Raw genomic sequence first — 24,951 nt, forward strand, 5'->3', positions numbered from 1 at the left:
ACACGCGTCCGACGACCAAAGGCTGATTACCACCCCACCCAAGAAGCGCTATCATCGCGCCACTAGCCTGAGCGGGGCCTACCAAGATCGGGCGCTCGTCCGCACTCCCTTGGGCACCATGACAAGGATGGTTGCACATGGACGATTCCGTTCAGCCTGTTCCGGCACCTGAAGCCCCGCTGCCCAAAGAACTCAAAATCCTCGCCACGCTGGTTTCCAAACTTAACCTGGCAGATTTCCAAAACGCTATTCCGGTCATTCGCGAACTGCGGATTCTGAACGAAACGGATAAGCGTTACTTGAATGCAACGCTTACCCTGACTTCGTCGCCAGCGGTGTTCAAACCCAAGATCTGGCGCATTGATGAGATCAGTGCCGGAGCATTCCAGATCATCCCTGGCCTTGACCTGGTGCTCGACGGCGCATTGCTCGGGCGTCTGACAGAAGCAGAAAGCTCAACCTTCACTTTCTTGCTCGAAGCCGACGACCGTGAAGCCGGCGCTGGCCGCACAGAGGTGCTGCGCACTGAGCATGTGGTTGAACTGTTACCTCGCAACCAGTGGGGCGGTCTGGCACACATACCCGACATGACCGCCGCCTTTGTGCAGCCGAACGACAGCGCCGTTGAACGCTTGCTCAAGCAGGCGGCGGATGTGTTGCGCAAAAGCGACAGGCCGTCGGCGTTGGATGGCTACGAAGGGGGCGCCAAGCGGGCGTGGGAGTTGGCTTCGGCGATCTGGGCTGCCGTGGCGCGCATGAAGCTGGACTACGCGCTACCGCCCGCCAGTTTCGAGCAGTTTGGTCAAAAGGTCCGCAGCCCCAGCCAAGTCACCGATACCGGCTTGGCCACGTGCCTGGACCTGGCGTTGTTTTTCTGTGCGGCACTGGAGCAGGCTGGTCTAAACCCGGTGATGGTCTTTACCCATGGCCATGCTTTCGCCGGCCTGTGGCTCAAGCCCGAGGAGTTCACCACGGCGCTGGTCGACGACGTCACCACTATCCGCAAGCGGGTCAAGCTAAAAGAGCTGGTGTTGTTCGAGACGACCCTCATTACCCAGCACCCCATTTGTTCATTCTCTTATGCGGCGGAGCGGGGAACCCTTCAGGTTGCCGAAGACGCGGAAGTGCCATTCCAGATGCTGTTGGATATTCGGCGAGCACGTCTACAGCGCATCAAACCGCTTGCTAGCGCGGAAGCGCAAGTCGCGCGCCCGGTTGACACTGATGAGGCCGGGATATCGAATCTTGGCGTTGAAAGTAACGCGGATCTGCCAGTCGATAACGCTCAGGTAGCAGACGTCGATGTTTCCAGACTGGACCCGGCAGACCGCCTGGGCCGCTGGCAGCGTAAGCTCCTGGACCTTTCCCTCAAGAATAACCTGCTCAACTTCAAGACCGGCAAGCGCGCCCTCAAGCTCGAAGCGCCAGACCCGGGTGCGCTCGAGGATCTCCTGGCCAGTGGCCAATCACTTCGCCTGCTGACCCGCCCAGACTTGATGGACGGCGCGGACCCTCGCGAGCGTGCGCTCTACGAACAGCGTGAGCGGGAAGATGTGCGGCGTCGCCATGCCGAGGATGCGCTGAAGCGGCGGGAAGTCTTCGTCGCGCTGTCGGGTGCGGAAATGGACTCACGGCTCACTGAACTCTACCGCGGTGCCCGAACCGCGTTGCAGGAGGGTGGGGCTAACACACTATTCCTGGCACTCGGCTTCCTCAGTTGGACACGCGAGGATCGCGCCGACCAACGCTACCGCGCTCCCCTGGTGTTGATCCCCGTTACGCTTGAACGTAGGAGTGCCCGGTCTGGTTTCTCCATCGTGTTGCATGATGATGAGCCACGCTTCAACCCCACGCTTATCGAGATGCTGCGCCAGGACTTCGAGCTTGGGCTCGGGTCGCTCGAGCACGAGCTGCCCCAGGACGACTCAGGCCTGGATATCGCTGGAATCTGGCGGCATGTCGGTCATGCAATCAAGGACGTTCCAGGTTGGGAGCTGAATGAAGACGTGGTGCTGTCGATGTTCTCGTTCGCCAAATACCTGATGTGGAAGGACCTGGCGGAGAACGAGGCGCACCTGCGGCAAAGTCCGGTGGTTCAGCACCTGCTGGACACGCCGCGAGACTCGTTCGCTTCTGACCTGACGTTCCCTGAGGCCCGGGCACTGGACCGTGACTTCGGTCCGGCCGACGTGTTCTGCCCGCTGCCGTCCGACTCCTCGCAGCTTTCCGCCGTGATGGCTGCCTCCAAGGGCAAGGATTTCGTGCTGATCGGCCCGCCAGGCACGGGTAAAAGCCAGACCATTGCCAACATGATCGCGCAGTCCATCGCCCAGAACCGCCGCGTGCTGTTTGTTTCTGAGAAGATCGCAGCGCTGGATGTGGTGTATCGCCGGCTTCGGGAAATCGGGCTTGGGGAGTTCTGTCTGGAGGTCCACTCCAGCAAGGCCCGGAAGACCGATGTGCTGGCTCAGCTGCAATCTGCCTGGGAAGCCAAGGGGCAGGTCGACACCGCCGCGTGGGAGGCCGAAGCACTGCGTTTGAGTGCGCTGCGCGACAGCTTGAACCTGTATGTGGAACGTCTGCACCGTCGCCACCGTAACGGTTATTCCATCTATGAAGCCATTGGTGTCGTCACTGACGGCGTAGACGTGCCGCATGTTTCGTTGGCGTGGCCGACCCCGGAGTTCCACGACCACAAGGCGTTGCTTGACCTGCGTGAAGTGGGCGACCGGCTGGAGGCCAACGCTCAGGCTGTCGGGTTCGACCAACTGGCAGGCCATGCACTGTCTGTAGTCGGGCAGACAGATTGGTCGCCCCACTGGCAGCAGCATTTTGTACAAGCTGCGCGCGACGCCATTCCGGCAGCTGAGGCCGTCCAGCGCGCCGCAGATAAGTTTATCGAGTTGACTGGGTTACCTTCGGCAGCTCTCACACACACTGGCTTGCAGGGCTTGTCAGCCTTGTCCGAGGTTCTGCCTGAAGCGGCAGGGCATGATTGGCGCTTCGCCCTGAGGCCCGATGCCCGTACCTTGGCCCAGCGGTTGGGGGACGGCTGTGAGCACATCGAGCAACATCGTCAACTGAGCGCCGGCCTTTCGGCATCCTGGCCGTCAGCCGTAGTCACTCAAGCGAAGCACGCCTTGGACTTACTCCAGCAACGCCGTGAGACGTTGGAGCAGGTGGGCCCGGTCTGGTCCGAATCGACCCAGACGGTACTGGCCCAGGCGATTGGCTTGTTGGCGCAGATAGCGGCGCTCAAGCAGCAGTTGTCGGTGAGCTATGCCGACTCCGTCGAAGCGTTGAATATCGACCAGCTACAGCAGCAATGGAATGCGGCCGAAGCCACCTTTTGGCCCAAGTCCTGGTTTGCCAAGCGGCAAATCACGGCCGTGCTGGCGGCTACGCAAGCAGCGCCTGGTGAACTGGATGCGGGCAAGGACCTGGATACCTGGAGCCAGATTCGCGCCGTACGCAAAGCCATCCATGCGCTTGAACCGACCGGCGAAGCGGCTGCGGTTTGGAAGGGCGCCGAGTCGAATGCCCTGCATTTAAAAGTCAGCCTTCGATTGCAGCAGGCGATCAGCGCGCAGAAGGCAAACAACACTTGGACGGATGAAGGATTCGAAGCGGTAGATCAAGGCCACCTGGGCGAAGCGTTGAAAGCAGAGCTCAGCCGACTGCGAAAAATAGTGCGGCTCGATGGTGAAATGGTAGAACTGGGTTCCCTCGACCAGCAAGTGCACGGCTTGTGGAAAGGGCTGGATACTTACGTCGATGGGCTCCGTGCGGCGCTTAAATTCCAGGCCGACAAGCATGAAATCGTCGAGCGCGGCAAGCTGTCGGACGAGCACTCACTGGTTGAGGCCGGTACTTGCGGTGCCCTGCTGAAGGCTGACTTCGAGCTGCTTCGCCAGCGGTCAGGGGTCGAACGACAGCTGGCTGATCTGGTGGATTTAAAAGAGTTGGTTCCGTTGTGGAGCGACCTTAAAACCAAGCTCGAACACGCCCGTCAAGCCATCGCATTCCAGGCGCGGCTGGCCACTGCGCTCGCCAAGCTGGCGCTGAATCCTGAGCAGATATCGTCCTATAAAGCGCCACTGAACACATTGCTTGGCGATGGCAACGCGCTTCTCGAGCCCGAGGGGGCCATTGTCCTGGGCGGGGTAGCCTTGCGCGAAAAGCTCGCGCAATTGGCGGAGCGCACCGACCAGTTCGTCACGGTAGGGCATTTCACCGGGCCAGGAGCGGCGGCCGTCGTCGAGCAGACCCTGGACTCGTTCAAACAAAGTTGCCATACCGTCATCCTGTCCGAGCCGCGGCTGAAATCCTGGTGCGCCTGGCGCAAGGTTAGGGATGAAGCCTATGTGCTGGGCTTGGGCACCTTGGTGGAATCCATGGAAGTCGGCAGCACCGGCGTCGCCAGTGTCCGCCGCCACCTCGAAGTGAACTACGCCCGTTGGTGGTTGAACGCGACGGTCGACAACGAAGCCGTCATTCGTACCTTCGTCAGCGTTGAACACGAACAGCGCATTCGCGATTTTCGCGTGCTGGATGACCGCTTTACCGCATTGACTCGTGATTGGCTACGGGCACGGCTGTGCGCGGACCTGCCCAGCCAGGACAGCGTCAGCCGATCTTCGGAATGGGGGCTGCTGCGCCATGAGATGGGCAAGAAAACCCGACACATCCCTTTGCGTGAACTGATGAGTCGGGCTCCCGAGGCGTTGACCAAGCTGACGCCTTGCCTGTTGATGAGCCCGCTGTCGATTGCCCAATACCTGCCGCCTGGTACTGCGCCCTTCGATCTGGTGATTTTCGATGAGGCCTCACAGATCCCCGTGTGGGACGCTATCGGCGCCATGGCGCGCGGGCGCCAGGTGGTGATGGTCGGAGACCCGAAGCAGCTGCCGCCAACCTCGTTCTTTGATCGCGCTGAGTCCACGGCTGAAGATGAAGATGTTGAAGCTGACCTGGAAAGCATCCTCGATGAATGCATCAGCGCCAACCTGCCCACTCGCAACCTCAACTGGCACTACCGCAGCCGCCACGAGAGCCTGATCGCGTTCTCCAACCAGCGTTACTACAACTCGAAACTGGTCACGTTCCCTTCGCCCCACACGGCTGACAAAGCGGTCAAGCTGTGTCCGGTGGCGGGCGTGTACGAGAAAGGCGGGTCCCGCACCAACCCCGTTGAAGCAAGGGCGCTGGTTGCGCATCTGGTCGCCAGGTTGAAATCTCCTGAATTCCGGGCGTCTGGCCAAACCGTGGGCGTAGTGACCTTCAACGGCGAGCAGCAGAAACTCATCCACGACCTGCTGGATGACGCCTGCCGCAAAGACCCGTCGCTGGAGCCGTATTTTGCCGAATCGGAACTTGAGCCGGTGTTCGTCAAGAACCTGGAAAGCGTGCAGGGTGATGAGCGTGACATCATTTACTTCTCGATCACCTACGCCAAGGATGCAGCGGGTGTGATGTCCATGAACTTCGGCCCTCTGAATCGTCAAGGTGGCGAGCGCCGGCTTAACGTGGCCGTTACCCGGGCTCGGCATGAACTGTTGGTGTTCTCCAGCTTGCGCCCCGAGTCTATCGACCTGGCCCGCACACAAGCCGTCGGCGTCAAGGACCTCAAGCACTTCCTGGAATTCGCCGAGCGCGGTGCAGCCGCATTGGTCGAGGCCAACTCCGGCAGCGTGGGCGGCTTCGACAGCCCGTTCGAAGAAGCAGTGGCCGCAGTACTGGCGAAGAAAGGCTGGCAGGTTCACACCCAGATCGGAGTGTCGTCCTTCCGCATCGACCTGGGGGTCGTCGACCCCGACGCGCCTGGCCGCTACCTGGCGGGCGTGGAATGCGATGGTGCCACTTACCACCGCAGTGCCACGGCTCGTGACCGCGACAAACTGCGTGAACACGTGCTGCGCGGCCTGGGCTGGGACATCGTACGCATCTGGTCGACGGACTGGTGGGTTGACGCGGCCGGTACAGCGGAAAAAGTGCATCAGAGCCTTTCGGCGCTGCTGGCGAACGCTCGCGCTAAACAGGCACAGGTAGATGCCACGCAAGAAGCCGCCCGGCAGCAGGTGGACGCTGCGGTGGCCGAGGCTATCGCCATTGCTGATGAGGTGGGGCAAGTACTGGCGCCAGACGTGCAAGCGCCGGGGGCGAATGATCCGGACGGCGCATTGCCACAGGTGCTTTATGCAGGCGCCGCGACGCCTGCACCTGCACCTGCACCAGCGGCGGCTCACGCGCCAGCGTTGCACGCGCTCACGGTTGCCCGTCCGGTTTACCGCGAAGTAGACCCGGCTCAGGCAGTGGACGGCGTGGACCCGGATCGGTTCTTCGATGCGGGATACACCCCGGTTCTTGAGCAGATGATTACCTATGTAATCGATCAAGAAGGCCCCGTGCTCGACACGGTGCTGGCGCGCCGTATCGCACGGGCCCATGGCTGGGTGCGTACAGGGTCGCGGATTCGGGATCGTGTCGACCAGTTGGCGAAAGGACGTTTCCGCTCTCATGAGGAAGAACAGGTCGGCGTGTTTTATTGGCCGGCAGCGCTGGAGCACGATGGCTTGGCTGTTTTCCGGGGGGCGGATGAAGAGGATGCGATTCGGAGTTTGATGGAGATTTGCTTGCCCGAGCTCGGAGCGCTGGTAGAGGAGATGGTGGTGCGTGGGTTATCGGGGGAGGCGTTGGTATATGCGGTGTCGCGCGAGGCGGGTGTGCAGAAGTTGACGCATGCGGGGCGGGCGCGGATTGAGCGGGCGGTTCGGCGGCGAGGGGAGTAGCCGCTGCCAAGGGGGTAGATATCCGTTCCAGCAGTTCGATGTTTGTACAGTCAGTCAGAGGGTAAGGATGAAACTGCTCAAGTACGTAATGACGCATGATTCGGGCTTAGCCCCCAACCCTTTCTTTGGCGTATGTTCGCTGGCGCTGTGTACGCCCAATCACATGAATGTGCGCCTGGTACCGGGGGACTGGGTCGTCGGGCATTCGACCAAGGCCACCGGTAACCGGCTGGTATACGCAATGCGCCTGACGAAGGTGCTCGGTATGGACGAGTATTTCCACCAGTTTCCAGCGAAGCGCCCCGACCCGGATGGTTCTATTGAGCAGCAGTATGGGGATAACCTGTACTTTCGCGAGAACGACCGATGGCGGAGGTTGCCATCGGCTCAGCACAACTGGATTGAAGCGTTCAGGCATGACCAAGGGCGCAGGGTTTATCTGGCGGAGGGGACGGATCGCTTCTGGTATTTCGGCGCAGACAATTCCGCGCCGTTTCTTGCTGAATTGATGGACCGGTTTCCCTGGCTGGTGCAGGGCCGACAGGGCTTTACTTATGTTCATGATGTGGAGCGTATTCACGCTTTCGGGCATGCGCTGGAGGCGCTAGGGCAGAGCGGGCAGCTGGGGCGGCCGCGTGACCAGCAACAGTTCGTGGAAGACAGTTATCTTATTTCTATCGATCCCGAGCCGCTTTGGCTCAAGGCACCACAAGACGACAGGGTCTTGGAAGGGCCAACCGTAAATCGCTGCGGAGCTCGTTGGACGTTGCCGAATGAAATCAAACGAGGTTGCTGAGAACAATCTTTTTTGATCTGTACCGGTGGAGTGTTTGTTGCTCTTGAGGATGCTATTTGGCCATCATCTCTCCCGGCTAGAGCGTTGCACGACCGAATGACCGCTCGGCATAGCGCTAGCTGAACTGCGTCGCCAATGGGGCTCCCATGGTAACGCCTCCCACTTCTCTTACGTAGTGAGCATTAGCGCATGGATGCAACACCTGAAGCTGTAGAAGCGTTCCTGTGTGCCCCTAAACTGTCCGAACTCTGTGAAATCCTGAAAATCGGCGATGACATTTTGGACGTCATCAACCTGAGCGAAAACCAGCACTCGGATTTTCTGGCTTGGTTATTTGACCCTCGCGAAGGGCATGGCCAAGGTGATCAGATTGTCCGAGACCTGCTGATCACCGCCACTCAAGCAGCTGCCGAGTGTGGATTGGATGGCAGAAGCACTACGGCTCGTTTCTTTGCCGATTGGCCGCCATCGCGAATTCGCACTGCCAGCTTCGGCAGCGTATTTACGGCTCGTGAATTAGGGCTGAAGGCCACTGAACGGGTTGATCTGTTCGTGATTGACCCAGACAACAAGTTTGTGTTGTTGATTGAGAATAAAGCAGGCACGGCTCACAGCCAAAACCAACTGGACGGTTACCGTGCCAGCTGGCAAGACACCGTAGCCAGTAATCCCCATCTAAAAGATTACGACAGCGTCTTTATTGCACTCGATAGGGATTTTGTCGGGGGTGACTGGTCTGACCGGCCTTCCAATGGCTATTGGTTGCATTTGGGTTATGACTGGCTGAAAGCATCGGCTGATCGTGCATTGTTGCACGTAGAGCGCGGTAATGCGGCCGCCAGGTTGGTGGTGAGCTACTGCAACCGGCAGACTGATTGGGAGAGCCCCGCGAGTCAGCGAGCCATTACCTTGGCTGCGGAGCTGCATCAAACCCATGGTGCCGCAATCAGGCATTTGCTTGAAGCCAACACTGGTCGTCTCGAAAAATGCTGGCTGCAAGACGGCAGCTCTACGTACATGATTTTCATGCTGCAGAACAAGGCAGCTTTTTCTTTCCTTCGTGAAACCCAGGGCATGGCGTCTATCAAGGAGACGTTGGTGGCCAAGGTGCCTGGTTTCAGCCGAGAGAATATCGAACATGCCCGAGCGTGGCTCGATATCTGCCCTCCTGGCTGGGAGCGGTTCAAAGGCGAAGACTGGTGGCCAGTGTACCTTCATGTCAGGTACACAGATAGCACTAAGACTAAATACGACGTTGCATTGATTCTTGATACGGGCTTCGCAACTTCCGAAGCGGAAGGTGAACGATTGCGCGAATTCCTCATAGTATTTGACAGCCGATTTGGTAAGCATCAAGGTACTTCATGGCGTAAAGTGGTGCTCCAAAAGGAGGTCGGCGTTAATGATCTTATCCGCAAGCTTGAAGAGTACGCCGTTCGCTTGAAGACGGTCTGTTCTTAGGCAAGTCGGGCGCGACGGTATTTACTAACCTGTATTAACCTGATGGATATTTCTATAGGAGCGCGCGGTGACTGATGTTCCCCGCTTGGCCGTCTGGCAGATGGTTCGCGAAGCAGTGCAGCAGATGAGTGGTGAATGTACATACGCTGCGATCAGGGCCAAAGTTAGGTCAATGTATGGAGCTGATGTCAATGGCAGCTCTATGACTTGCAGCATCATCTCTGGCGCAGTGAACCATCCATCTCGAATTCACTACGGAGAGAACAAAAAGCCGCGCCTCACTGAGTCGGACTACGACTACCTATACAGCACGGGTCGCGGCCGAGTTGTTTGGTATCAGCCTGAAAAACATGGCGTATGGGAAATTGCGAAGTCAGCTGACGGAACATTGAGCGTTCGCCTTGCGGAAGGAGTTGACGAGAATTCGCTGTCGATAATCGAGGACGAACATTCGCCGGATGAGGCGTATGGAATGTTCGCTCTTGAGGCTCACCTGCGTGACTACCTCGCTAAAAAGCTTCCCAAATTGCCGGGCCATGACGTAGCTCTTTCGCTTTACCACGCAGTTGATCGCGATGGTGTGGAGTTTCAGACGGATGTTGGCCCAATTGATATTCTGGCTACGGGGAACGGTGATTTTTATGTGCTCGAACTGAAAGTAGGGCGAGGGGCGGATGCGGCAATGGGGCAGATCCTTAGGTATATGGGGTGGGTGAAGGAGCATCTTGCGGGCGAACGGAATGTATACGGAATTATTGTGGCATCGAATATTGGGCGGAAACTGCGATATGCGGCTTCACAGGTGCCGAATGTTCGCTTGATGGAGTATGACCTTGCTGTCTCGCTTCGATCTGTGGCTCTGGGACAGTGACCGATAGGGCCCTCTCTTCAAAGCCACTGACTTTCGTGAAACGATGTGCGATTGCTTGAGTGCATGAGCTCGATTTGAAATTCATTTTTCGCCAAAACCACCGGCCCCCCTGTCACAAGGTTGAAGGGGGGGGCGGAGAGGGGCCTGAATCTTCTTCGCGGTAACCAGCCCCTACTTACACTTCACCAAAACAACCCGACAAGTCCCCGGCGTCCCCCCGGACCTACCCGCATAAGTAGCACAATCACGCACCGCTTTCCCCTCGGCAGCCTTCGCATTAGGCCCCCACGCCAACCCACCTTCGCCCTGCGTAGGCAGCGCTTTGGCATAACACCGCGAACGATCGCTCGCGCACCCCGTCATCAGCAGGGCCAGCAAAGCGGGCAGCGCCCAGGTCAAAACGGTACGGCCGGTCACTCTGTTCATTCCACATTCCATACGGCAAAAAACGGCGTCATCCGGCGTGAAGCCGAACGTGAGACGGTCATTATGCGGCAGGTGGGGCCGTAGAAAAGATGAATTCTGTGTTGAGCGTGTTGGTGTGGCCGAGGGCCAGCGCAGCCTTGCGGCAGCGGCTACGGCCGCTGCTGCAGGGCATGGCTTACCTCACGGCAATCAACGCATCCACCAACCCCTTGGCGCCTTCGATGTGGTGCAGGGTGGACCAGGCCAGGCCTTTTTCGATGCCGTCGCCGTCGGTGAGTTCGTAGGCGGAGTCGTAGGCGCAGCGCAGCAGGTGTGCCAGGTGGCACAGGGTGTCTTCCAGGCTGATGCCTGGGTTCACGCTGAAGAACGGCTGTTGTTGCGAGTCGCGCATGCCGAAGGGCAGGGCGGTGGTTTCCTGGAAGTCGCTCATGATCAATGTCCCTATGTGTAAACCAGCGTGGCCGCCCGGGGCAGCCACGTGCAGCGCGTTGCGATTACCAGGCTTTACGCCAGCGCCAGAATTGCCACCATCGAGGCGGTTTGGCGGTGTGCAGGGCTTCGTTGCGGCGTGCGACCTCTAGCAGGGTGCTTTGATGCACGAAGTGTTCGACCACGCGCTTGGGGTCGAACTCGGTTTGGGGCAAGGGGGAGGCGTAGAGCGGGTGACCGGGGGGTGGTTTTTTGCTGAAGGGTGGATCAGGGGTTGGCTTGACCATATTGGAGATTCCGTAGAGTTGAAGGAATTACCAGCCAGTCGTGACCAAGCGAATGGGAGGCAACTGTGCGAGGGTTGGTCAACCGAGCTACGGACACCCCGGCGCATCCGAAGATGCCCCGCGCACAGCTGCCATAAAACGTCATGCGGGAGCATGAGAAGGCAACACGGAAGTGTCCATAGCGTCGGGTGACCAAGCCCGGCCGCTGATGTGCAGCGGCGGGGGGAGAGTAGTAACCGGAGGAGATGAGCACAAGCGTGAAAATGTAAGCTAATTATTCAATTATCGCTGGATTTGTAGGAAATTTCCTAGGATTTTTCCGATAGATTTGTTTCTGGAAATGTGCGGATACGTCCCCGGCTTGCCCCTGCATCGCGCGTCTGGCATGGTTGTCACTTGACAACCGATTGTCGTCATCCCATGCTGGAGAACTGCTGATGGGGCGTACCAAGCATCCGAAGAAGGAAATCGAAGCAGCCTTGCAGCATGCCGAGTCGCAAGGTTGGGTAGTGAAGCTGGGAGGGGGGCACGCTTGGGGAAAAATCTATTGTCCCTTCAACGACAGCGAATGTCGTTGTGGAGAGTTCTGCATCACTTGTGTGTGGAGCACCCCCAAGAACCCAACGACCCACGCTTCGCAGCTGTGCCGGGTGATAGATAACTGCTCGCGGCAGCGGGAAAAGCTCAAAACTGAGTAAAGCAAGCCCAGCAACATTACGTTCAAAAGCAAGCAGAGCAACCTAGCAAGCCAATCCACGGAGCAACAGGGATGGAATTTACCTTCACTCTCAAGTACCAACTACCCACCCACGACACCGACACCGACGCGCTTATCGAGCGCCTGGCAGAGCAGGGGTGTGACGATGCATTGGTCGGCGTAGGCCAGCCAGGGCGGCTGGGGCTCGAATTCGTGCGCGAAGCCGCTTCGGCCAGGGAAGCTGTTGAAAGCGCGTTGGCGGACGTTCAGCGGGCGGTGCCCGAGGCCCGTTTGATTGAGGCGACACCCGATCTGGTGGGGCTTACCGATGTTGCCGAGGTGATGGGGGTAACGCGGCAGAATATGCGCAAGCTGGTGGTCAGTTATCCAACCTTTCCAACGCCGGTGCATGAAGGCAGCTCTGCGATCTGGCATCTGGCCGAGGTGCTGGGGTGGATGGAGGGTAAGGGGTACCAGCAGGTGCCTCGCGTTTTGCTGGATGTGGCGCGCGTGGCGATGCAGGTGAACATCAGGAAGGAAAATGCGCGGGTGGCGGGTGATCCTGGGATGGCTGTCCCGGTGTTTTGAGGCCCGGCAGCACTGGCTACGCGATATCTGTAGCAGCGGCCGCAGGCCGCGTCATGAGCAACGCGGACCGTAATTCAGCCAGGTACACCGAGGCGTTCTTTTCGCGGGCAGAGCCCGCTCCCACAAGGGCGCCCGCCACAGCATCAGCCAGTGCCCACGGGTTGCGTTCGGGCCTCAGGTCACCGCGTAGTATTTGCGTACATACCCCGTGCTCAACCACCCACAAGACGTGCCCTTGGCCACAAACACCGTATCCCCTGCATGCACCACCAGTTCCTCCCCGCCAGCCAACCGCAGCGTCACCTTGCCTTCAGTCAGGTGCATGAACTCATGGCACAAATGCCCACGGCTGTGCCGCTCATAAGCCGTCGAGTCCCACACGCCAATTCGTAGCGGGCCCTCTTCAAACACCCCCTGCGCCCGGCACTGCGGCGCGCGGCTGATGAGGATCTGGTCATCGGGCGGCGCCGACGGGCTCAGGTGCAGGTCGCGGTTCACCACGGTCAACCCAGGCACCACGGCCGCCTCGGCGCGCGTGGCGGCAAACCAGGCCCACAACCCGTCGGCACTGGCATCCAGCGCAAACGCCGTGCCCCGCGCGATCACCAGGCAGTCCCCGGCCTTCAGCACAATCGTCTGTTCATTGCTGGTAAAGCTCAGCTCACCCTCATGCACCACCAGCGTTTCAGTGAACGGGTAGGCCGCCACGTCGTACCGGCCCGAGACGGCCGCCAGCCCCGCAGCGAAGCCCTGTTCATCGCTGAACACGGTGCTGCGGTGCCCGCCAAACGGGTCGCCTTCTGCCAGCGGGCCTGCTTCACCGGAGTGAAACGCCGCACGCCCATCCGCAAACGCCAATACCCTTGCAACTGAAGCCGACATGTCACTTCCTCAATCAATCAACCAATGGCCTGTGTCACCAACGCAAACGCCTGCACGCCTTCGCAGGCCTGGGGTATCTCGCCGCGGCTCATGCAGGTGACGGTGTCGATGCCGGGCAGGCCGACGCTGTCCAGGTAACCTTCCAGGCCGCAGCCCACGGGAATGTCGATGCGCACGAAGGCGTCCGGCACGCTGGCCAGCAGCTGGGCGATCAAGGCTTGGGCCTGGGCGGCATTTTGCGCCACCACCGGGCCGATGCAGCGGCCACGGCCGAACGGGCGAATGATGGCAAAGGCCTGCAGCTGGCCGTCCACATCAAGGCCTACGGCCTGCTCGATGTCGGCGAACACGGCGTGCATCACCGCGCCGCGGTCCAGGCCGGTGGCGGCGCTGGCCAGGTAGCTCATGCGTGGGTGATCGTCTGCGTTCAGGGTGCGCCCGGCAGAAGCTGCTGCAACCACGCCAACGGTGCCCTGGCGCTGCTGGATCTGCCCGAACTCGACGAAGCCCATTTTCCGGTACAGCGGTGCGCCGGCCACGGTGGCATTCAACAGCGCGGTGCGCGGGCCCACGCTGTCCAGCGCCAGGTCCATCAGCCGGCGGCCGATGCCGTGGCCCTGGTATTCATCGCTGACGATGACCAGGCCAATGGTCGACCAGCCGCCCTGGTGGCAGGCGAAGGCCGAGCCGATGACGCGGCCCTGGTCCAGGGCCACGAAGCCGTCTGCCACGCTTTGCAGCATGGCCCAGTCCTGGGCGCGGTGCGGCCATTTCAAGGCGACGGATAAAGCATGGGCGGCCGGCACGTCGGCGGCGGTCATGGCGCGGTACTGGTAATCAGTCATGCAAAGGCTCCGTTTGAGTCGCGATGGCGCCTTGTATCGCACCTGCGGCAAGGGGGTGGCAATAGGGCAGGGCAAGTTCGGCAGATTGTGCAGCGCCATGACGGCCGCGCCACATTAACTGCTTCAACCCGGACGGCCGCCAGCAGTAAATACCAGGCACACGCCATGTTAAGGCCTGTGAACCTACCTGGCGCCCGTCTTGCATTGGTCTACGCTGACGCAGAATCTGCTGTGGTTTATTGGGGCCGCCCGCGCCACCCCCGTATTTCGGGCCCAAAACAGCGCACTTTTTTGCGGTTTGCCCGCGTGTGGAGCAGGAAGCACGCTCTGCTGCCGGAACGCGTCAAAACGGTTTTTTGTGTTTTCAAGGCTGCGCTTTAAACGCCATCTGCTGAATTCACGGTGTTGTAATGAAGTCGCTGCGCAACGGAGGGGTTGCCCTCCACGGGACTGTATACCGGGCCTTTGCGCCACAGACTTCCACGAACTCAGGAACGGCACCATGAGCTTTCTTCGCCCGAAATTCATTACCTTCGACTGCTACGGCACCCTCACCAATTTCCACATGGGCACCATGACCCGCGAGCTGTTCGCCGACCGCGTGCCGGCTGACAAGATGGACGCCTTCGTCAAGAGTTTCTCGGCCTACCGCCTGGATGAAGTGATGGGCGACTGGCAGCCCTACGACGTGATTCTGAAGAACGCCCTGGAGCGCACCTGCAAACGCTGGAACGTGGCCTTCAAGGAAGCCGAGGCGCGCCTGTACTACGACGCCGTGCCCACCTGGGGCCCGCACCCGGACGTGACCGCCGGCCTTGCGAAAATCGCCGACAAGATCCCCCTGGTGATTTTCTCCAACGCCAGCGACTCGCAGATCATGTCCAACGTCGACAAGCTGGGCGTGCCGTTCCACAAGGTGTTCACCGCCGACCAGGCCAAGGTCTACAAGCCGCGCCTGGCCGCCTTCGAGTTCATGCTGGACAACCTGGGCTGCGGCCCGGAAGACGTGCTGCACGTGTCCTCCAGCTTCCGCTACGACCTGTTCTCGGCCCATGACATGGGTATCAAGAACAAGGCCTTCGTTGCTCGTGGCCATGAGCCTGCGGCCAACGCCAGCTATGAGTACAACCAGATCGCCGACATCGGCGGCCTGCCGGGCCTGGTCGGTCTCTGACCGTTCGCCCCTGGCTGCCACCGCGGTGGCAGCTGCACTCAACCGTGGCCCGCAGGAGCAAGACATGAGCAGTGAATCCTACTGGTTGGACACCGCACCGGCCTTTGGCCTTGGCCAGGTGGGCCCTGTGGAGGGGCAGGTGGACGTGGCCATTGTCGGCGGCGGTTTTACCGGCCTGTCGGCGGCCCGCGCGCTGGCGATGAAGGGCGCACGGGTGGCGGTGTTCGAGGCGGGCCGGGTGATTGGCGAGGCGTCTGGCCGCAACGGTGGCCAGTGCAACACGGGGGTGGCCCAGGACTACGCGGCGCTGTCGGCCAAGCTGGGCGCCACCCAGGCGCGCGAGTTTTACCAGGCCTATGAAAGCGCGGTGGCCAGCGTCGATGACATCGTGCGCAGCGAGGGCATCGACTGCAATTACCAGCGCAACGGCAAGTTGAAGCTGGCGGCCAAGCCCGAGCATTTCGCCGGCATGGCCAGGACCTATGAGTTGATTCGCCGCGAGGTGGACGCCGACGTCGAGCTGCTGTCGGCCGAAGACGTGCGCAGCGAGGTGGACTCGAGGCAATTTCACGGCGGCCTGCTGCAGCGCAACGGCGTGCAGATGCACGTCGGGCGTTTCGGCGTGGGCCTGGCCGAGGCGGCGGCGCGCAAGGGTGCGCTGATCTACGAGCACGCCGCGGTCAGCCAATGGCAGGCCAGGGCCGGCGGCTACCAGGTGCACACCGCGCGCGGTGCGGTACAGGCCGGGCAGTTGCTGCTGGCCTCCGGGGCGTCGCAGGTGGGGGACTTGAACTGGTACCGCCGGCGCATGGCGCCCGTGGGCAGTTTCATCATCGTCACCGAAGTGCTGCCCCAGGCGGTGCTGGCGCGCCTGCTGCCGGCCCAGCGCTCGTACGTGACCAGCCGCATCATCGGCAACTATTTCCGCGTGACCCCGGACAACCGCCTGCTGTTCGGCGGCCGGGCGCGCTTTGCCATGTCCAGCCCGCGCTCGGACGCCAAGAGCGGCGAGATTCTGCGCGCCGCCCTGGCGCAGATGTTCCCTGAACTGGCCCAGGTGCGCATCGACTATTGCTGGGGTGGCCTTGTGGACATGACCGCCGACCGCTTGCCGCGCGCAGGCTCCCACGACGGCATTTTCCACTCCATGGGCTACAGCGGCCATGGCGTGCAGATGTCGGTGCACATGGGCCGGGTGATGGCCGATGTGCTGGACGGCAACGCCGCCGCCAACCCTTGGCGCAGCCTGGACTGGCCTGCCATTCCGGGGCATTTCGGCAAACCGTGGTTCCTGCCGTTGGTGGGCGCGTATTACCGCCTGCAGGACCACTTGCACTGATTGAACCTGCTTTCGCTTCAAGCACGTTCGCGGCCAACCGCGAGCCCTTCGTGTAACCCGATTATCGACAGGTAGCACCGCCATGACAGACAAAAAGGTCGAATCCGCGCTCATCACCGGCCCCGACAGCGTACGTATCTTCGAAGGCTTGAACCGTGGCATGTCGCGCCGTGAAGCGCTGCGCATGCTCGGCGTGGCCGGCATCATGGCCAGCAGCGTGGGTGGCTTGCTGGGCGGCGCCGGCTCGGTGTTCGCCGCCGACGCCGACGCCGGCCCCGCCACCGTGGGCAAGAAGGGCGGGCGCATCCGCGTGGCGGGCATGTCCTCGTCCACCGCCGACACCCTGGACCCGGCCAAGGGCGCGCTGTCCACCGACTACGCCCGTCAGTACATGTTCTACAACGGCCTGACGCGTTTCGACTCGCACCTGGTGCCGCAGCTGGAGCTGGCCGAGAAAATCGACCACACCGACGCCAGCCTGTGGACCATCACCCTGCGCAGCGGCGTCACCTTCCACAACGGCAAGTCGCTGACCGCCGACGACGTGGTGTTCTCGCTGACCCGCCATAAAGACCCGGCCACCGGTTCCAAGGTGATGCCGCTGATGGAGCAGTTCGCGGAAATCAAGGCCACCGGCCCGCTGGAAGTGCAGATCAAGCTGACCGCGCCGAACGCCGAGCTGCCGTCGATCCTGGCGGTGTCGCACCTGTTGATCGTGCCGGCCGGCACCACCGACTTCAACCTGGGCATCGGCACCGGGCCGTTCACCGTCAAGGAGTTCCGCCCGGGCGTGCGCTCGGTGGCGGCGCGCAACCCCAACTACTGGAAGCCGGGCCTGCCGTACCTGGACGAGATCGAGTTCATCGCCATCTCCGACGAGCCGTCGCGGGTGAACGCGCTGCTGTCGGGCGACGTGCACATGATCAACGAAGTGAACCCGCGCTCCACCCAGCGCATTGCCGCCAGCGCCGGGCATAAAGTGGTGGACGCGCCGTCGGGCAACTACACCGACATGATTTTGCGCCAGGACCAGATGCCCACCCAGAACGCCGATTTCAGCCAGGCCATGAAGTACCTGCTGGACCGCGAACAGGTGAAGTCGGCGGTGTTCCGTGGCTACGCGGTAGTGGGCAACGACCACCCTATTGCGCCGGGCTCGCGTTACTACAACGCCGACCTGCCGCAAACCCCATACGACCCGGACAAGGCGCGCTTCCTGCTGAAGAAAGCCGGCATGAGCAGCGTGAAGATGCCGCTGGTGGCCTCGCCGGCGGCCACAGGTTCGGTGGACATGGCGGTGCTGCTGCAGCAGTCGGCCAAGCAGGCCGGCCTGGACCTGACCGTGAACCGCCTGCCGCCGGACGGCTACTGGTCCAACCACTGGATGAAGCACCCCATCAGCTTCGGCAACATCAACCCGCGGCCGAACGCCGACATCATCTTCTCGCAGTTCTTCCAGTCCACCGCGCCGTGGAACGAATCGGGCTGGAAGAACGAACAGTTCGACCAGTTGCTGATGACCGCGCGCGGCGAGACCGACGACGCCAAGCGCAGCCAGATGTACAAGGACATGCAGGCCCTGGTGCACGACCACTGCGGCATCGGCATCCCGGTGTTCATCAGCAACATCGACGGCGTGGATGCGCGCATCAAGGGCTACGGCAGCAACCCGCTGGGCGGCTTCATGGGCTACATGTTCGCCGAACAGGTGTGGCTGGACGCGTGACCTGAGCTTTAGCGGGCCTGTGGGAGCTGGCTTGCCAGCGAGCTTTTCCAGGCCCCCAAAAGCTCGCTGGCAAGCCAGCTCCCACAAAAACGGTGCAGGAGACGTACCATGCACAACACTCTGTACTGGCTGATCGCGCGGCGCCTGGGGCTGGTGGCCCTGACGCTGCTGATCGTGTCGATGGTGGTGTTTGCCATCACCGCGGTGCTGCCCGGCGACGCCGCGCAGCAGGCCCTGGGCCAGTTCGCCACGCCCGAACAGGTGGCGGCGCTGCGCACCCAGCTGGGCCTCGACCAGCCCGGCATCGTCCGTTACCTGCACTGGCTCGGCGGCCTGGTCACCGGCCACCTGGGCGAGTCGGTGTCCAACGCCATGCCGGTCAGCGAGCTGATGGCCGGGCGCCTGCCCAATACCTTGATGCTGGCGGCCGTGACGGCGCTGGTGTCGGTGCCGGTGGCGCTGACCCTGGGCATCGTCTCGGCCATGCGCCGTGGCGGGCGCCTGGACAGCGTGCTGAGCTTCTGCACCCTGACCCTGGTGGCGGTGCCGGAATTTCTGGTGGCGACCCTGGCGGTGCTGATTTTCGCCGTCAAGCTGCGCTGGCTGTCGGCCTTGTCGTTCGCCGCCGAGGTGCACACGCCGCTGGAATTCCTGCGCGCCTATGCCTTGCCGGTGGTCACCCTGTGCTGCGTGATCGTGGCGCAGATGGCGCGCATGACCCGCGCCGCGGTCATCGACCAGCTCGACAGCCCCTACGTGGAAATGGCCCGCCTCAAGGGCGCCAGCCCCGTGCGCATCGTGCTGCGCCATGCGCTGCCCAACGCCATCGGCCCCATCGTCAACGCCGTGGCCCTGAGCCTGTCGTACCTGCTGGGCGGCGTGGTGATCGTCGAGACCATCTTCAACTACCCCGGCATCGCCAGCCTGATGGTGGACGCGGTCACCAACCGCGACATGGCCCTGGTGCAGGCCTGCACCATGCTGTTCTGCGCCGCTTACCTTGCGCTGGTGCTGGTGGCCGACGTGGTGGCAATCATTTCCAACCCGAGGCTGAGACAGCGATGAACAACGTCATTGGCAAGTCCGCTGGTTTCAAACCCCTGGCCCGCCCGCGCACCCCGGTGCTGGGCGTGGTGGGCGCCGTGGTGTGCCTGTTCTGGCTGTTGGTGGCCATCTTTGGCGGCCTGCTGGCGCCCCATGGCGTGGGTGACGTGGTGTCCAGCAACGTCTTCGACGACCTGGGCCGCGCCTTCCCGCTGGGCACCGACTACCTGGGCCGCGACATGCTCAGCCGCGTGCTGATTGGTGCGCGCTTCACCGTCGGCCTGGCGCTGGTGGCGGCGGTGCTGGCCAGCACCGTGGGCACCGCGCTGGCGCTGCTGTCGGTGGTGTCGTCGCGCTGGCTGGACGGCTGCGTCAGCCGCCTGATGGACGCGCTGATTTCCATCCCCAGCAAGATGCTGGCGCTGGTGGTGGTGTCGGCCTTCGGCGCCTCGGTGGAGCTGCTGATCGCCACCGCGGTGCTCAGTTACGCGCCGGGCTGCTACCGCATCGCCCGCAGCCTGGCCACCAACATTGAAGCGCTGGAATACGTGCAGGTGGCACGCACCCGTGGCGAGCCGCGCTGGTACATCGCCTGCGTGGAAATTCTGCCGAACATGCTCAACCCGGTGCTCACCGACCTGGGCCTGCGCTTCGGCTTCATCGTGCTGCTGCTCAGCGGCATGAGCTTCCTGGGCCTGGGCGTGCAGCCACCGGACGCCGACCTCGGCTCGCTGGTGCGCGAGAACATCGGCGGCCTCAGCCAGGGTGCACCGGCGCTGGTGATTCCGGCGCTGGCCATCGGCTCCATGACCGTGGGCATCAACCTGCTGATCGACAGCATTTCCAGCCGTCGCCAGCGCAGCAAGGGAGGGCACTGAATGAGCCATCTCATCCAAGTCAAAGACCTGCGCGTGAATGCCTGTGGCGACCACGGCGAGACCGAGATTGTCAAGGGCGTGAGTTTCAACCTGGAGCGCGGCGAGGTGCTGGCGCTGATCGGTGAGTCGGGTTCGGGCAAGACCACCATCGCCCTGTCGCTGCTGGGCTATGCCCGCCGCGGCTGCCGCATTGCCGGTGGCCAGGTGCGGGTGGGCGACGACGACCTGCTGGCCCTGAGCGAAAGCGAGCTGCAGGCCCTGCGTGGCAACCGCGTGTGTTACGTGGCGCAAAGCGCCGCCGCAGCCTTCAACCCGGCGCAGAAGCTGATCGACCAGGTGCTTGAAGGCGCGCTGATCCACGGCGTGGGCGGCAGCCGCGACGAGCTGCGGGTGAAGGCCATCGAGCTGTTCCGCGACCTGGCGCTGCCAGACCCGGAACACATCGGCGAGCGCTACCCGCACCAGGTCTCGGGCGGGCAGTTGCAGCGCGTCATGGCGGCCATGGCGCTGATCAGCGACCCGCTGCTGGTGGTGCTCGACGAGCCCACCACGGCGCTCGACGTGACCACCCAGATCGACGTGCTGCGCGCGTTCAAGCGCGTGGTGCGCGAGCGCGGCGCCACGGCGGTGTACGTCAGCCACGACCTGGCGGTGGTGGCGCAGATGGCCGACCAGATCATCGTGCTCAACGGCGGGCAGATCCTGGAAGACAACGGCACCGCCGCGCTGCTCAAGTCGCCCAACCACGAATACACCCGCAGCCTGCTGGCCGCGGCGCGGCCGGCAGCGAAGATCCGCGTGGACGACGTGGCGCGCGGCAACACGCCGCTGCTGACCATCCAGGGCATGACCGCCGGCTACGGCCCGCGCGACCTGCACGGGCTGCCGCGCATCCGCGTGCTGGAAGACATCGACCTGACCCTGCACCGTGGCCAGGCCATGGGCATCATTGGCGAGTCGGGCTCGGGCAAGTCGACCCTGGCGCGGGTGGTGGCCGGCCTGCTGCAACCGGCGCGCGGCGCGGTGCTGTTCGACGGCCAGCCGCTGTCCGGCGACCTCAAGGGCCGCAGCGCCGACCAGTTCCGCCGCATCCAGATGGTGTTCCAGAACGCCGACACGGCGCTGAACCCCATGCACAGCATCGCCAATATCCTCGGCCGGCCGTTGCGCGCGTACCACGGCCTGAAAGGCGCGGCGCAGAGCAAGCGCATCGATGAACTGCTGGACCTGGTGAAGCTGCCGCGCAGCCTCGCCGAGCGCCGCCCCGGTGCCTTGTCGGGCGGGCAGAAGCAGCGCGTCAACCTTGCACGCGCGCTGGCGGCCAAGCCGGACCTGATTTTGTGCGACGAGGTTACCTCGGCGCTGGACACCGTGGTCGGCGCCGCCATTCTCGAGCTGCTGGCCGAACTGCGCCGCGAGCTGCAGGTGTCGTACCTGTTCATCAGCCACGACATTTCCACCGTGCGCGCCCTGTGCGACGACGTGGCGGTGATGTACAGCGGCCATATCGTCGAGAGCGGCAGCCGCCAGGCCCTGGCCCAGGCGCCGTTCCACCCTTACACCAACCTGCTGATCAACTCGGTGCCGGCGCTGCGCCAGGGCTGGCTGGAAAGCACGGCGGTGGCCTGCAAGCTGCCGCCCATCAGCGCGCCCACGGCCAACCAGCGCGAGCTGTGCACCTTCCTCAACCGCTGCCCGCTGCGCGTGGAAGGCCTGTGCAACCACACCGCGCCGAACCGCCGCGCCATCGTCGGCGGCAGCGAGATACTCTGCCACCTGGACAGCCCGCAACTCGCGGCTGGCCAACCGACCCTTATTTTGCCCACCCAGGGAGCCTACGCATGAGTGCCCGTTTTGTCCGCCTGGCCGAGCAGCAACGCCCGGCCGTTCACCTCAAGGTCGATGGCCAGCCGGTGCAGGCGCTGGAAGGCGACACGCTGATGGTGGCGCTGCTGACCTGCGGCGACAGCCTGCGCGGCTCGGAATTCGACAACGGCCGCCGCGCCGGCTTCTGCCTGATGGGCGCCTGCCAGGACTGCTGGGTGTGGACCCGCAGCGGCGAGCGCCTGCGCGCCTGTAGCCAGGAGGTGCGCGACGGCCTGGACATTCTCACCGCACAACCGGAGGCACTATGGCCACTGCGCGGGTAACCATTGTCGGCGCCGGGCCTGCGGGCATCCGCTGCGCCGAGACCCTGCTGGCCGCGGGCATCCGCCCGACGCTGGTGGACGAGGGCCGCCGCGCCGGCGGGCAGATCTACCGGCGCCAGCCCGAGGGCTTCACCCGTGACTACACGCAGCTGTACGGCAGCGAGGCCGGCAAGGCCCGCGCCCTGCACGAGCGCTTCGACCAGCTGCGCGCGCAACTGGACTACCGCCCCGATACCCTGGTGTGGAACCTGGCCGACCAGCAGCTGTGCTGCGCCAGCCAGGGCCGCCATTCGGCGCTGGACTACGACGCGCTGGTGCTGTGTACCGGTGCCACCGACCGGCTGTTGCCGGTGCACGGCTGGCAGCTGGCAGGCACCTACAGCCTGGGCGGCGCGCAGATCGCGCTGAAGGCCCAGGCCGTGTCCATCGGCGCCAGCGTGGTGTTCATGGGCACCGGCCCGTTGCTGTACCTGGTGGCCAGCCAGTACGTGAAGGCCGGCGCCCAGGTGGCGGCGGTGCTCGACACCTCGCCGCTGTACTCGCGCCTGAAAGCCACGCCCAAGCTCATGGCGCGCCCCGGCGTGCTGGCCACCGGCGTCAGCCTGCTGGCGGGCCTGTACCAGGCCGGAGTCCCGGTGCACCTGGGCGTCACGCCGCTGCAGATCCACGGTGACGAGCGCACCGGCGTCGAGGGCGTGACCGTGCGCACCGGCAAGGGCGTGCGGCTGCACGTGCCGTGTGACGCCGTCGCCCTGGGCTACCACCTGCGCCCGGAGACCCAGCTGGCGGACCTGGCCGGCTGCGCCTTTGCCTTCGACGAGGCATCGGGGCAGTGGCTGCTGCAGACCGACGAAGACGGCCGCACCTCCCTGGCCAACGTCTACGCCGCCGGTGACGGCGCGCGCATTCGTGGCGCCGACGCGGCGGAAGCGGCGGGGCGCCTGGCGGCCCTGGCGCTGCTCAAGGATCTGGGCCTGCCAGTGGCCGACGATCAGGTGCAGGCCCAGCGCCGCCTGCTGGCGCAGATGGAGCGCTTCCGCCTCGGCCTGACCCAGGCGTTTCCGTGGCCGGCGGCGCAGGTCGAGCACCTGCCGGATGAGGCCATCGTCTGCCGCTGCGAGATGATCAGCGCCGGTGAACTGCGCGGCGTGGTGCGCGAGAAGGGCGCCTGCGAGGTCAACCGCGCCAAGGCCTTCAGCCGCGTGGGCATGGGCCGTTGCCAGGGGCGCTACTGCTCCCAGGCCGGCGCTGAAATCATTGCCGCCGAGGCCGGCGTGCCGGTGCGCGATGTCGGCCGCCAGCGCGGCCAGGCGCCGGTCAAACCCTTGACCCTGAGTTTGCAGGAGGTAGCACCATGACCGTGCAAAAGGCGGACGTAGTCATCGTCGGTGGCGGCTTCATGGGCGCCGCCGCTGCGTTTTTCCTGCGTCAGCATGGCCGTTCGGTGATCTTGCTGGAGCGCGACCAGATCGGCCAGTACGCCAGCGGCGTCAACTTCGGCAACGTCCGCCGCCAGGGCCGCTACCTGTGCCAGCTGGAACTGTCGAACCGCTCGTTCCACCTGTGGAAACGCCTGCCGGAGCTGATCGGCGAAGACCTGGAGTTCATGCCCAGTGGCCACATGCGCGTGTGCTATGACGCTGCGCACATCGCTGACCTTGAGGCCTACGCCCAGGCGCCGGAGGCCCGCGAGCTGGACCTGCAGATTTTCAGCGGCAAGGCCCTGCACGAACGCTTTCCGTTCCTGGGCCCGGAGGTGCAGGGCGGCTCCTACGCCCCCCACGATGGCCATGCCAACCCGCGCCTGGCCGCCCCGGCGTTCGCCCGCGCGGCCATTCGCGCCGGCGCCACGGTGCATGAACGCACCGAGGTGCGCGAGGTGCAGAAGGTGGGCGGCGACTTTTACATCGACACCACCGACGGCCGTCGCTTCAGCGCGCCGAACCTGCTGGTGACCGCCGGCGCCTGGGGCGACAAGCTCTCGGCGCAGTTCGGCGAGCCGGTGCCGCTGGACACCAACGGCCCGCAGATGGCCGTCACCGAGCCGGTGCCCTATGCGCTGAAGACGGTGATTGGCGTGTACACCAAGATTCCCGAAGAGGTGATCTATTTCCGCCAGACTGCCCGCGGCAACATCGTCATCGGCGGCGGCTATCGCAGCAAGCCGGACATGCTCAAGCGTCGCGCCCACGTGGAGCCGCGCAGCATCCTCAACCAGATCAGCCAGATGCGCCGGCTGGTGCCGGGCATCGCGCCGTTGAACATCATCCGCGTGTGGAGCGGCATCGAGAGCTACACCGCCGATTCGTTGCCGATCATGGGCCCCAGCGGCCAGGTGGACGGCCTGTACTACGCCTTCGGCTTCTGCGGCGCCGGCTTCCAGCTGGGCCCGGGCGTGGGCGCGGTGATGGCCGAACTGATCGCCACCGGCAGCACCAGCACGCGCATCCACGACTTCCACATCAACCGCTTTGCCTCTGTGGGAGCTGGCTTGCCGGCGAGCTTTTCAGGGGCCCAACAGCTCGCTGGCAAGCCAGCTCCCACAAAAACGGCCCCTACAGCGTGAAAAT

The 24,951-nt window shown here is 63.2% G+C and carries 20 protein-coding genes; 15 read left to right on the forward strand and 5 right to left on the reverse strand.

From position 1 onward, the window contains the following. Positions 1 to 137: 137 nt before the first annotated feature. The 4 genes from RAM80_RS29010 (at position 138) to RAM80_RS29025 (ending at position 9,916) form a co-directional block, all read left to right on the forward strand. Positions 138 to 6,788, forward strand: coding sequence for a DUF3320 domain-containing protein (locus RAM80_RS29010; protein WP_416423809.1), 6,651 nt, complete (start codon positions 138 to 140; stop codon positions 6,786 to 6,788). A 67-nt stretch (positions 6,789 to 6,855) separates the two neighbouring features. Beyond that, positions 6,856 to 7,584 carry a hypothetical protein gene (locus RAM80_RS29015; RefSeq protein ID WP_416423810.1) on the forward strand — a complete coding sequence of 243 codons (729 nt, stop codon included), beginning with the start codon at positions 6,856 to 6,858 and terminating at the stop codon, positions 7,582 to 7,584. A gap of 189 nt (positions 7,585 to 7,773) precedes the next feature. Beyond that, the gene (locus tag RAM80_RS29020) at positions 7,774 to 9,045 is read left to right on the forward strand and encodes a PD-(D/E)XK nuclease family protein (RefSeq protein WP_416423811.1); all 1,272 of its coding nucleotides are present in this window, start codon (positions 7,774 to 7,776) and stop codon (positions 9,043 to 9,045) included. 67 nt (positions 9,046 to 9,112) lie between these two features. Continuing rightward, positions 9,113 to 9,916 carry an endonuclease NucS domain-containing protein gene (locus RAM80_RS29025; RefSeq protein ID WP_416423812.1) on the forward strand — a complete coding sequence of 268 codons (804 nt, stop codon included), beginning with the start codon at positions 9,113 to 9,115 and terminating at the stop codon, positions 9,914 to 9,916. Between the two features lie 171 nt (positions 9,917 to 10,087). Here the strand turns inward: RAM80_RS29025 and RAM80_RS29030 are convergent, their stop codons facing one another. From RAM80_RS29030 to RAM80_RS29040, 3 genes are all read right to left on the reverse strand, one after another. After that, entirely contained in the window at positions 10,088 to 10,342 is a 255-nt protein-coding gene (locus RAM80_RS29030; RefSeq protein WP_416423813.1) for a hypothetical protein, read from the reverse strand. Positions 10,343 to 10,517: 175 nt separating this feature from the next. After that, positions 10,518 to 10,772 carry a DUF3077 domain-containing protein gene (locus RAM80_RS29035; protein WP_416423814.1) on the reverse strand — a complete coding sequence of 85 codons (255 nt, stop codon included), beginning with the start codon at positions 10,770 to 10,772 and terminating at the stop codon, positions 10,518 to 10,520. 64 nt (positions 10,773 to 10,836) lie between these two features. After that, positions 10,837 to 11,058, reverse strand: a complete 222-nt coding sequence (locus RAM80_RS29040) for a hypothetical protein (protein WP_416423815.1) — start codon at positions 11,056 to 11,058, stop codon at positions 10,837 to 10,839. Between the two features lie 437 nt (positions 11,059 to 11,495). On the opposite strand from RAM80_RS29040, the gene RAM80_RS29045 reads away from it, so the two are divergent. After that, complete coding sequence (locus RAM80_RS29045; RefSeq protein WP_416423816.1) at positions 11,496 to 11,756, forward strand: hypothetical protein; 261 nt, start codon at positions 11,496 to 11,498, stop codon at positions 11,754 to 11,756. Positions 11,757 to 11,827: 71 nt separating this feature from the next. Further along, entirely contained in the window at positions 11,828 to 12,343 is a 516-nt protein-coding gene (locus RAM80_RS29050; RefSeq protein ID WP_416423817.1) for a helix-turn-helix transcriptional regulator, read from the forward strand. A gap of 174 nt (positions 12,344 to 12,517) precedes the next feature. Here RAM80_RS29050 and RAM80_RS29055 read toward each other — a convergent pair whose 3' ends face one another. Then, the gene (locus RAM80_RS29055) at positions 12,518 to 13,225 is read right to left on the reverse strand and encodes a cupin domain-containing protein (RefSeq protein ID WP_416423818.1); all 708 of its coding nucleotides are present in this window, start codon (positions 13,223 to 13,225) and stop codon (positions 12,518 to 12,520) included. Positions 13,226 to 13,242: 17 nt separating this feature from the next. Continuing rightward, positions 13,243 to 14,070, reverse strand: coding sequence for a GNAT family N-acetyltransferase (locus RAM80_RS29060; protein WP_416423819.1), 828 nt, complete (start codon positions 14,068 to 14,070; stop codon positions 13,243 to 13,245). Between the two features lie 502 nt (positions 14,071 to 14,572). On the opposite strand from RAM80_RS29060, the gene RAM80_RS29065 reads away from it, so the two are divergent. The 9 genes from RAM80_RS29065 (at position 14,573) to RAM80_RS29105 (ending at position 24,947) form a co-directional block, all read left to right on the forward strand. After that, the gene (locus tag RAM80_RS29065; protein ID WP_416423820.1) at positions 14,573 to 15,244 is read left to right on the forward strand and encodes a haloacid dehalogenase type II; all 672 of its coding nucleotides are present in this window, start codon (positions 14,573 to 14,575) and stop codon (positions 15,242 to 15,244) included. Between the two features lie 64 nt (positions 15,245 to 15,308). Next, on the forward strand, positions 15,309 to 16,583 hold the full coding sequence (locus tag RAM80_RS29070; protein ID WP_416423821.1) for an NAD(P)/FAD-dependent oxidoreductase: 1,275 nt from the start codon (positions 15,309 to 15,311) through the stop codon (positions 16,581 to 16,583). An 82-nt stretch (positions 16,584 to 16,665) separates the two neighbouring features. After that, a complete protein-coding gene (locus tag RAM80_RS29075) occupies positions 16,666 to 18,309 on the forward strand; it encodes an ABC transporter substrate-binding protein (protein WP_416423822.1) in 1,644 nt (547 codons plus the stop codon). 108 nt (positions 18,310 to 18,417) lie between these two features. After that, positions 18,418 to 19,374, forward strand: a complete 957-nt coding sequence (locus RAM80_RS29080; protein ID WP_416423823.1) for an ABC transporter permease — start codon at positions 18,418 to 18,420, stop codon at positions 19,372 to 19,374. After that, positions 19,371 to 20,231: an ABC transporter permease gene (locus tag RAM80_RS29085; RefSeq protein WP_416423824.1), complete on the forward strand. Its 861-nt coding sequence runs from the start codon at positions 19,371 to 19,373 to the stop codon at positions 20,229 to 20,231. Before RAM80_RS29080 ends, RAM80_RS29085 begins: the two co-directional genes overlap by 4 nt. Then, the gene (locus RAM80_RS29090) at positions 20,232 to 22,076 is read left to right on the forward strand and encodes an ABC transporter ATP-binding protein (RefSeq protein ID WP_416423825.1); all 1,845 of its coding nucleotides are present in this window, start codon (positions 20,232 to 20,234) and stop codon (positions 22,074 to 22,076) included. It abuts the gene before it with no gap. Then, entirely contained in the window at positions 22,073 to 22,381 is a 309-nt protein-coding gene (locus RAM80_RS29095) for a (2Fe-2S)-binding protein (protein WP_416423826.1), read from the forward strand. The genes RAM80_RS29090 and RAM80_RS29095 overlap by 4 nt, the downstream gene beginning before the upstream one ends. Continuing rightward, on the forward strand, positions 22,363 to 23,739 hold the full coding sequence (locus tag RAM80_RS29100) for an FAD-dependent oxidoreductase (protein ID WP_416423827.1): 1,377 nt from the start codon (positions 22,363 to 22,365) through the stop codon (positions 23,737 to 23,739). The genes RAM80_RS29095 and RAM80_RS29100 overlap by 19 nt, the downstream gene beginning before the upstream one ends. Then, positions 23,736 to 24,947 (forward strand): NAD(P)/FAD-dependent oxidoreductase, encoded by a 1,212-nt coding sequence (locus tag RAM80_RS29105; protein WP_416423828.1) that lies wholly within the window; start codon positions 23,736 to 23,738, stop codon positions 24,945 to 24,947. Before RAM80_RS29100 ends, RAM80_RS29105 begins: the two co-directional genes overlap by 4 nt. Positions 24,948 to 24,951 lie beyond the last annotated feature (4 nt).

The organism is Pseudomonas sp. App30, assembly GCF_047947025.1.
Taxonomy (GTDB): Bacteria; Pseudomonadota; Gammaproteobacteria; order Pseudomonadales; family Pseudomonadaceae; genus Aquipseudomonas.

Excerpts from the sequence above, each read along its gene's own strand:
- RAM80_RS29090 (WP_416423825.1), top strand. The coding sequence starts at position 20,232 with ATGAGCCATCTCATCCAAGTCAAAGACCTGCGCGTGAATGCCTGTGGC.
- RAM80_RS29095 (WP_416423826.1), top strand. The coding sequence starts at position 22,073 with ATGAGTGCCCGTTTTGTCCGCCTGGCCGAGCAGCAACGCCCGGCCGTT.
- RAM80_RS29055 (WP_416423818.1), bottom strand. The coding sequence starts at position 13,225 with ATGTCGGCTTCAGTTGCAAGGGTATTGGCGTTTGCGGATGGGCGTGCG.
- RAM80_RS29085 (WP_416423824.1), top strand. The coding sequence starts at position 19,371 with ATGAACAACGTCATTGGCAAGTCCGCTGGTTTCAAACCCCTGGCCCGC.
- RAM80_RS29080 (WP_416423823.1), top strand. The coding sequence starts at position 18,418 with ATGCACAACACTCTGTACTGGCTGATCGCGCGGCGCCTGGGGCTGGTG.
- RAM80_RS29040 (WP_416423815.1), bottom strand. The coding sequence starts at position 11,058 with ATGGTCAAGCCAACCCCTGATCCACCCTTCAGCAAAAAACCACCCCCC.
- RAM80_RS29020 (WP_416423811.1), top strand. The coding sequence starts at position 7,774 with ATGGATGCAACACCTGAAGCTGTAGAAGCGTTCCTGTGTGCCCCTAAA.
- RAM80_RS29035 (WP_416423814.1), bottom strand. The coding sequence starts at position 10,772 with ATGAGCGACTTCCAGGAAACCACCGCCCTGCCCTTCGGCATGCGCGAC.
- RAM80_RS29060 (WP_416423819.1), bottom strand. The coding sequence starts at position 14,070 with ATGACTGATTACCAGTACCGCGCCATGACCGCCGCCGACGTGCCGGCC.
- RAM80_RS29070 (WP_416423821.1), top strand. The coding sequence starts at position 15,309 with ATGAGCAGTGAATCCTACTGGTTGGACACCGCACCGGCCTTTGGCCTT.
- RAM80_RS29045 (WP_416423816.1), top strand. The coding sequence starts at position 11,496 with ATGGGGCGTACCAAGCATCCGAAGAAGGAAATCGAAGCAGCCTTGCAG.
- RAM80_RS29030 (WP_416423813.1), bottom strand. The coding sequence starts at position 10,342 with ATGAACAGAGTGACCGGCCGTACCGTTTTGACCTGGGCGCTGCCCGCT.
- RAM80_RS29105 (WP_416423828.1), top strand. The coding sequence starts at position 23,736 with ATGACCGTGCAAAAGGCGGACGTAGTCATCGTCGGTGGCGGCTTCATG.
- RAM80_RS29010 (WP_416423809.1), top strand. The coding sequence starts at position 138 with ATGGACGATTCCGTTCAGCCTGTTCCGGCACCTGAAGCCCCGCTGCCC.
- RAM80_RS29015 (WP_416423810.1), top strand. The coding sequence starts at position 6,856 with ATGAAACTGCTCAAGTACGTAATGACGCATGATTCGGGCTTAGCCCCC.
- RAM80_RS29075 (WP_416423822.1), top strand. The coding sequence starts at position 16,666 with ATGACAGACAAAAAGGTCGAATCCGCGCTCATCACCGGCCCCGACAGC.
- RAM80_RS29065 (WP_416423820.1), top strand. The coding sequence starts at position 14,573 with ATGAGCTTTCTTCGCCCGAAATTCATTACCTTCGACTGCTACGGCACC.
- RAM80_RS29100 (WP_416423827.1), top strand. The coding sequence starts at position 22,363 with ATGGCCACTGCGCGGGTAACCATTGTCGGCGCCGGGCCTGCGGGCATC.
- RAM80_RS29050 (WP_416423817.1), top strand. The coding sequence starts at position 11,828 with ATGGAATTTACCTTCACTCTCAAGTACCAACTACCCACCCACGACACC.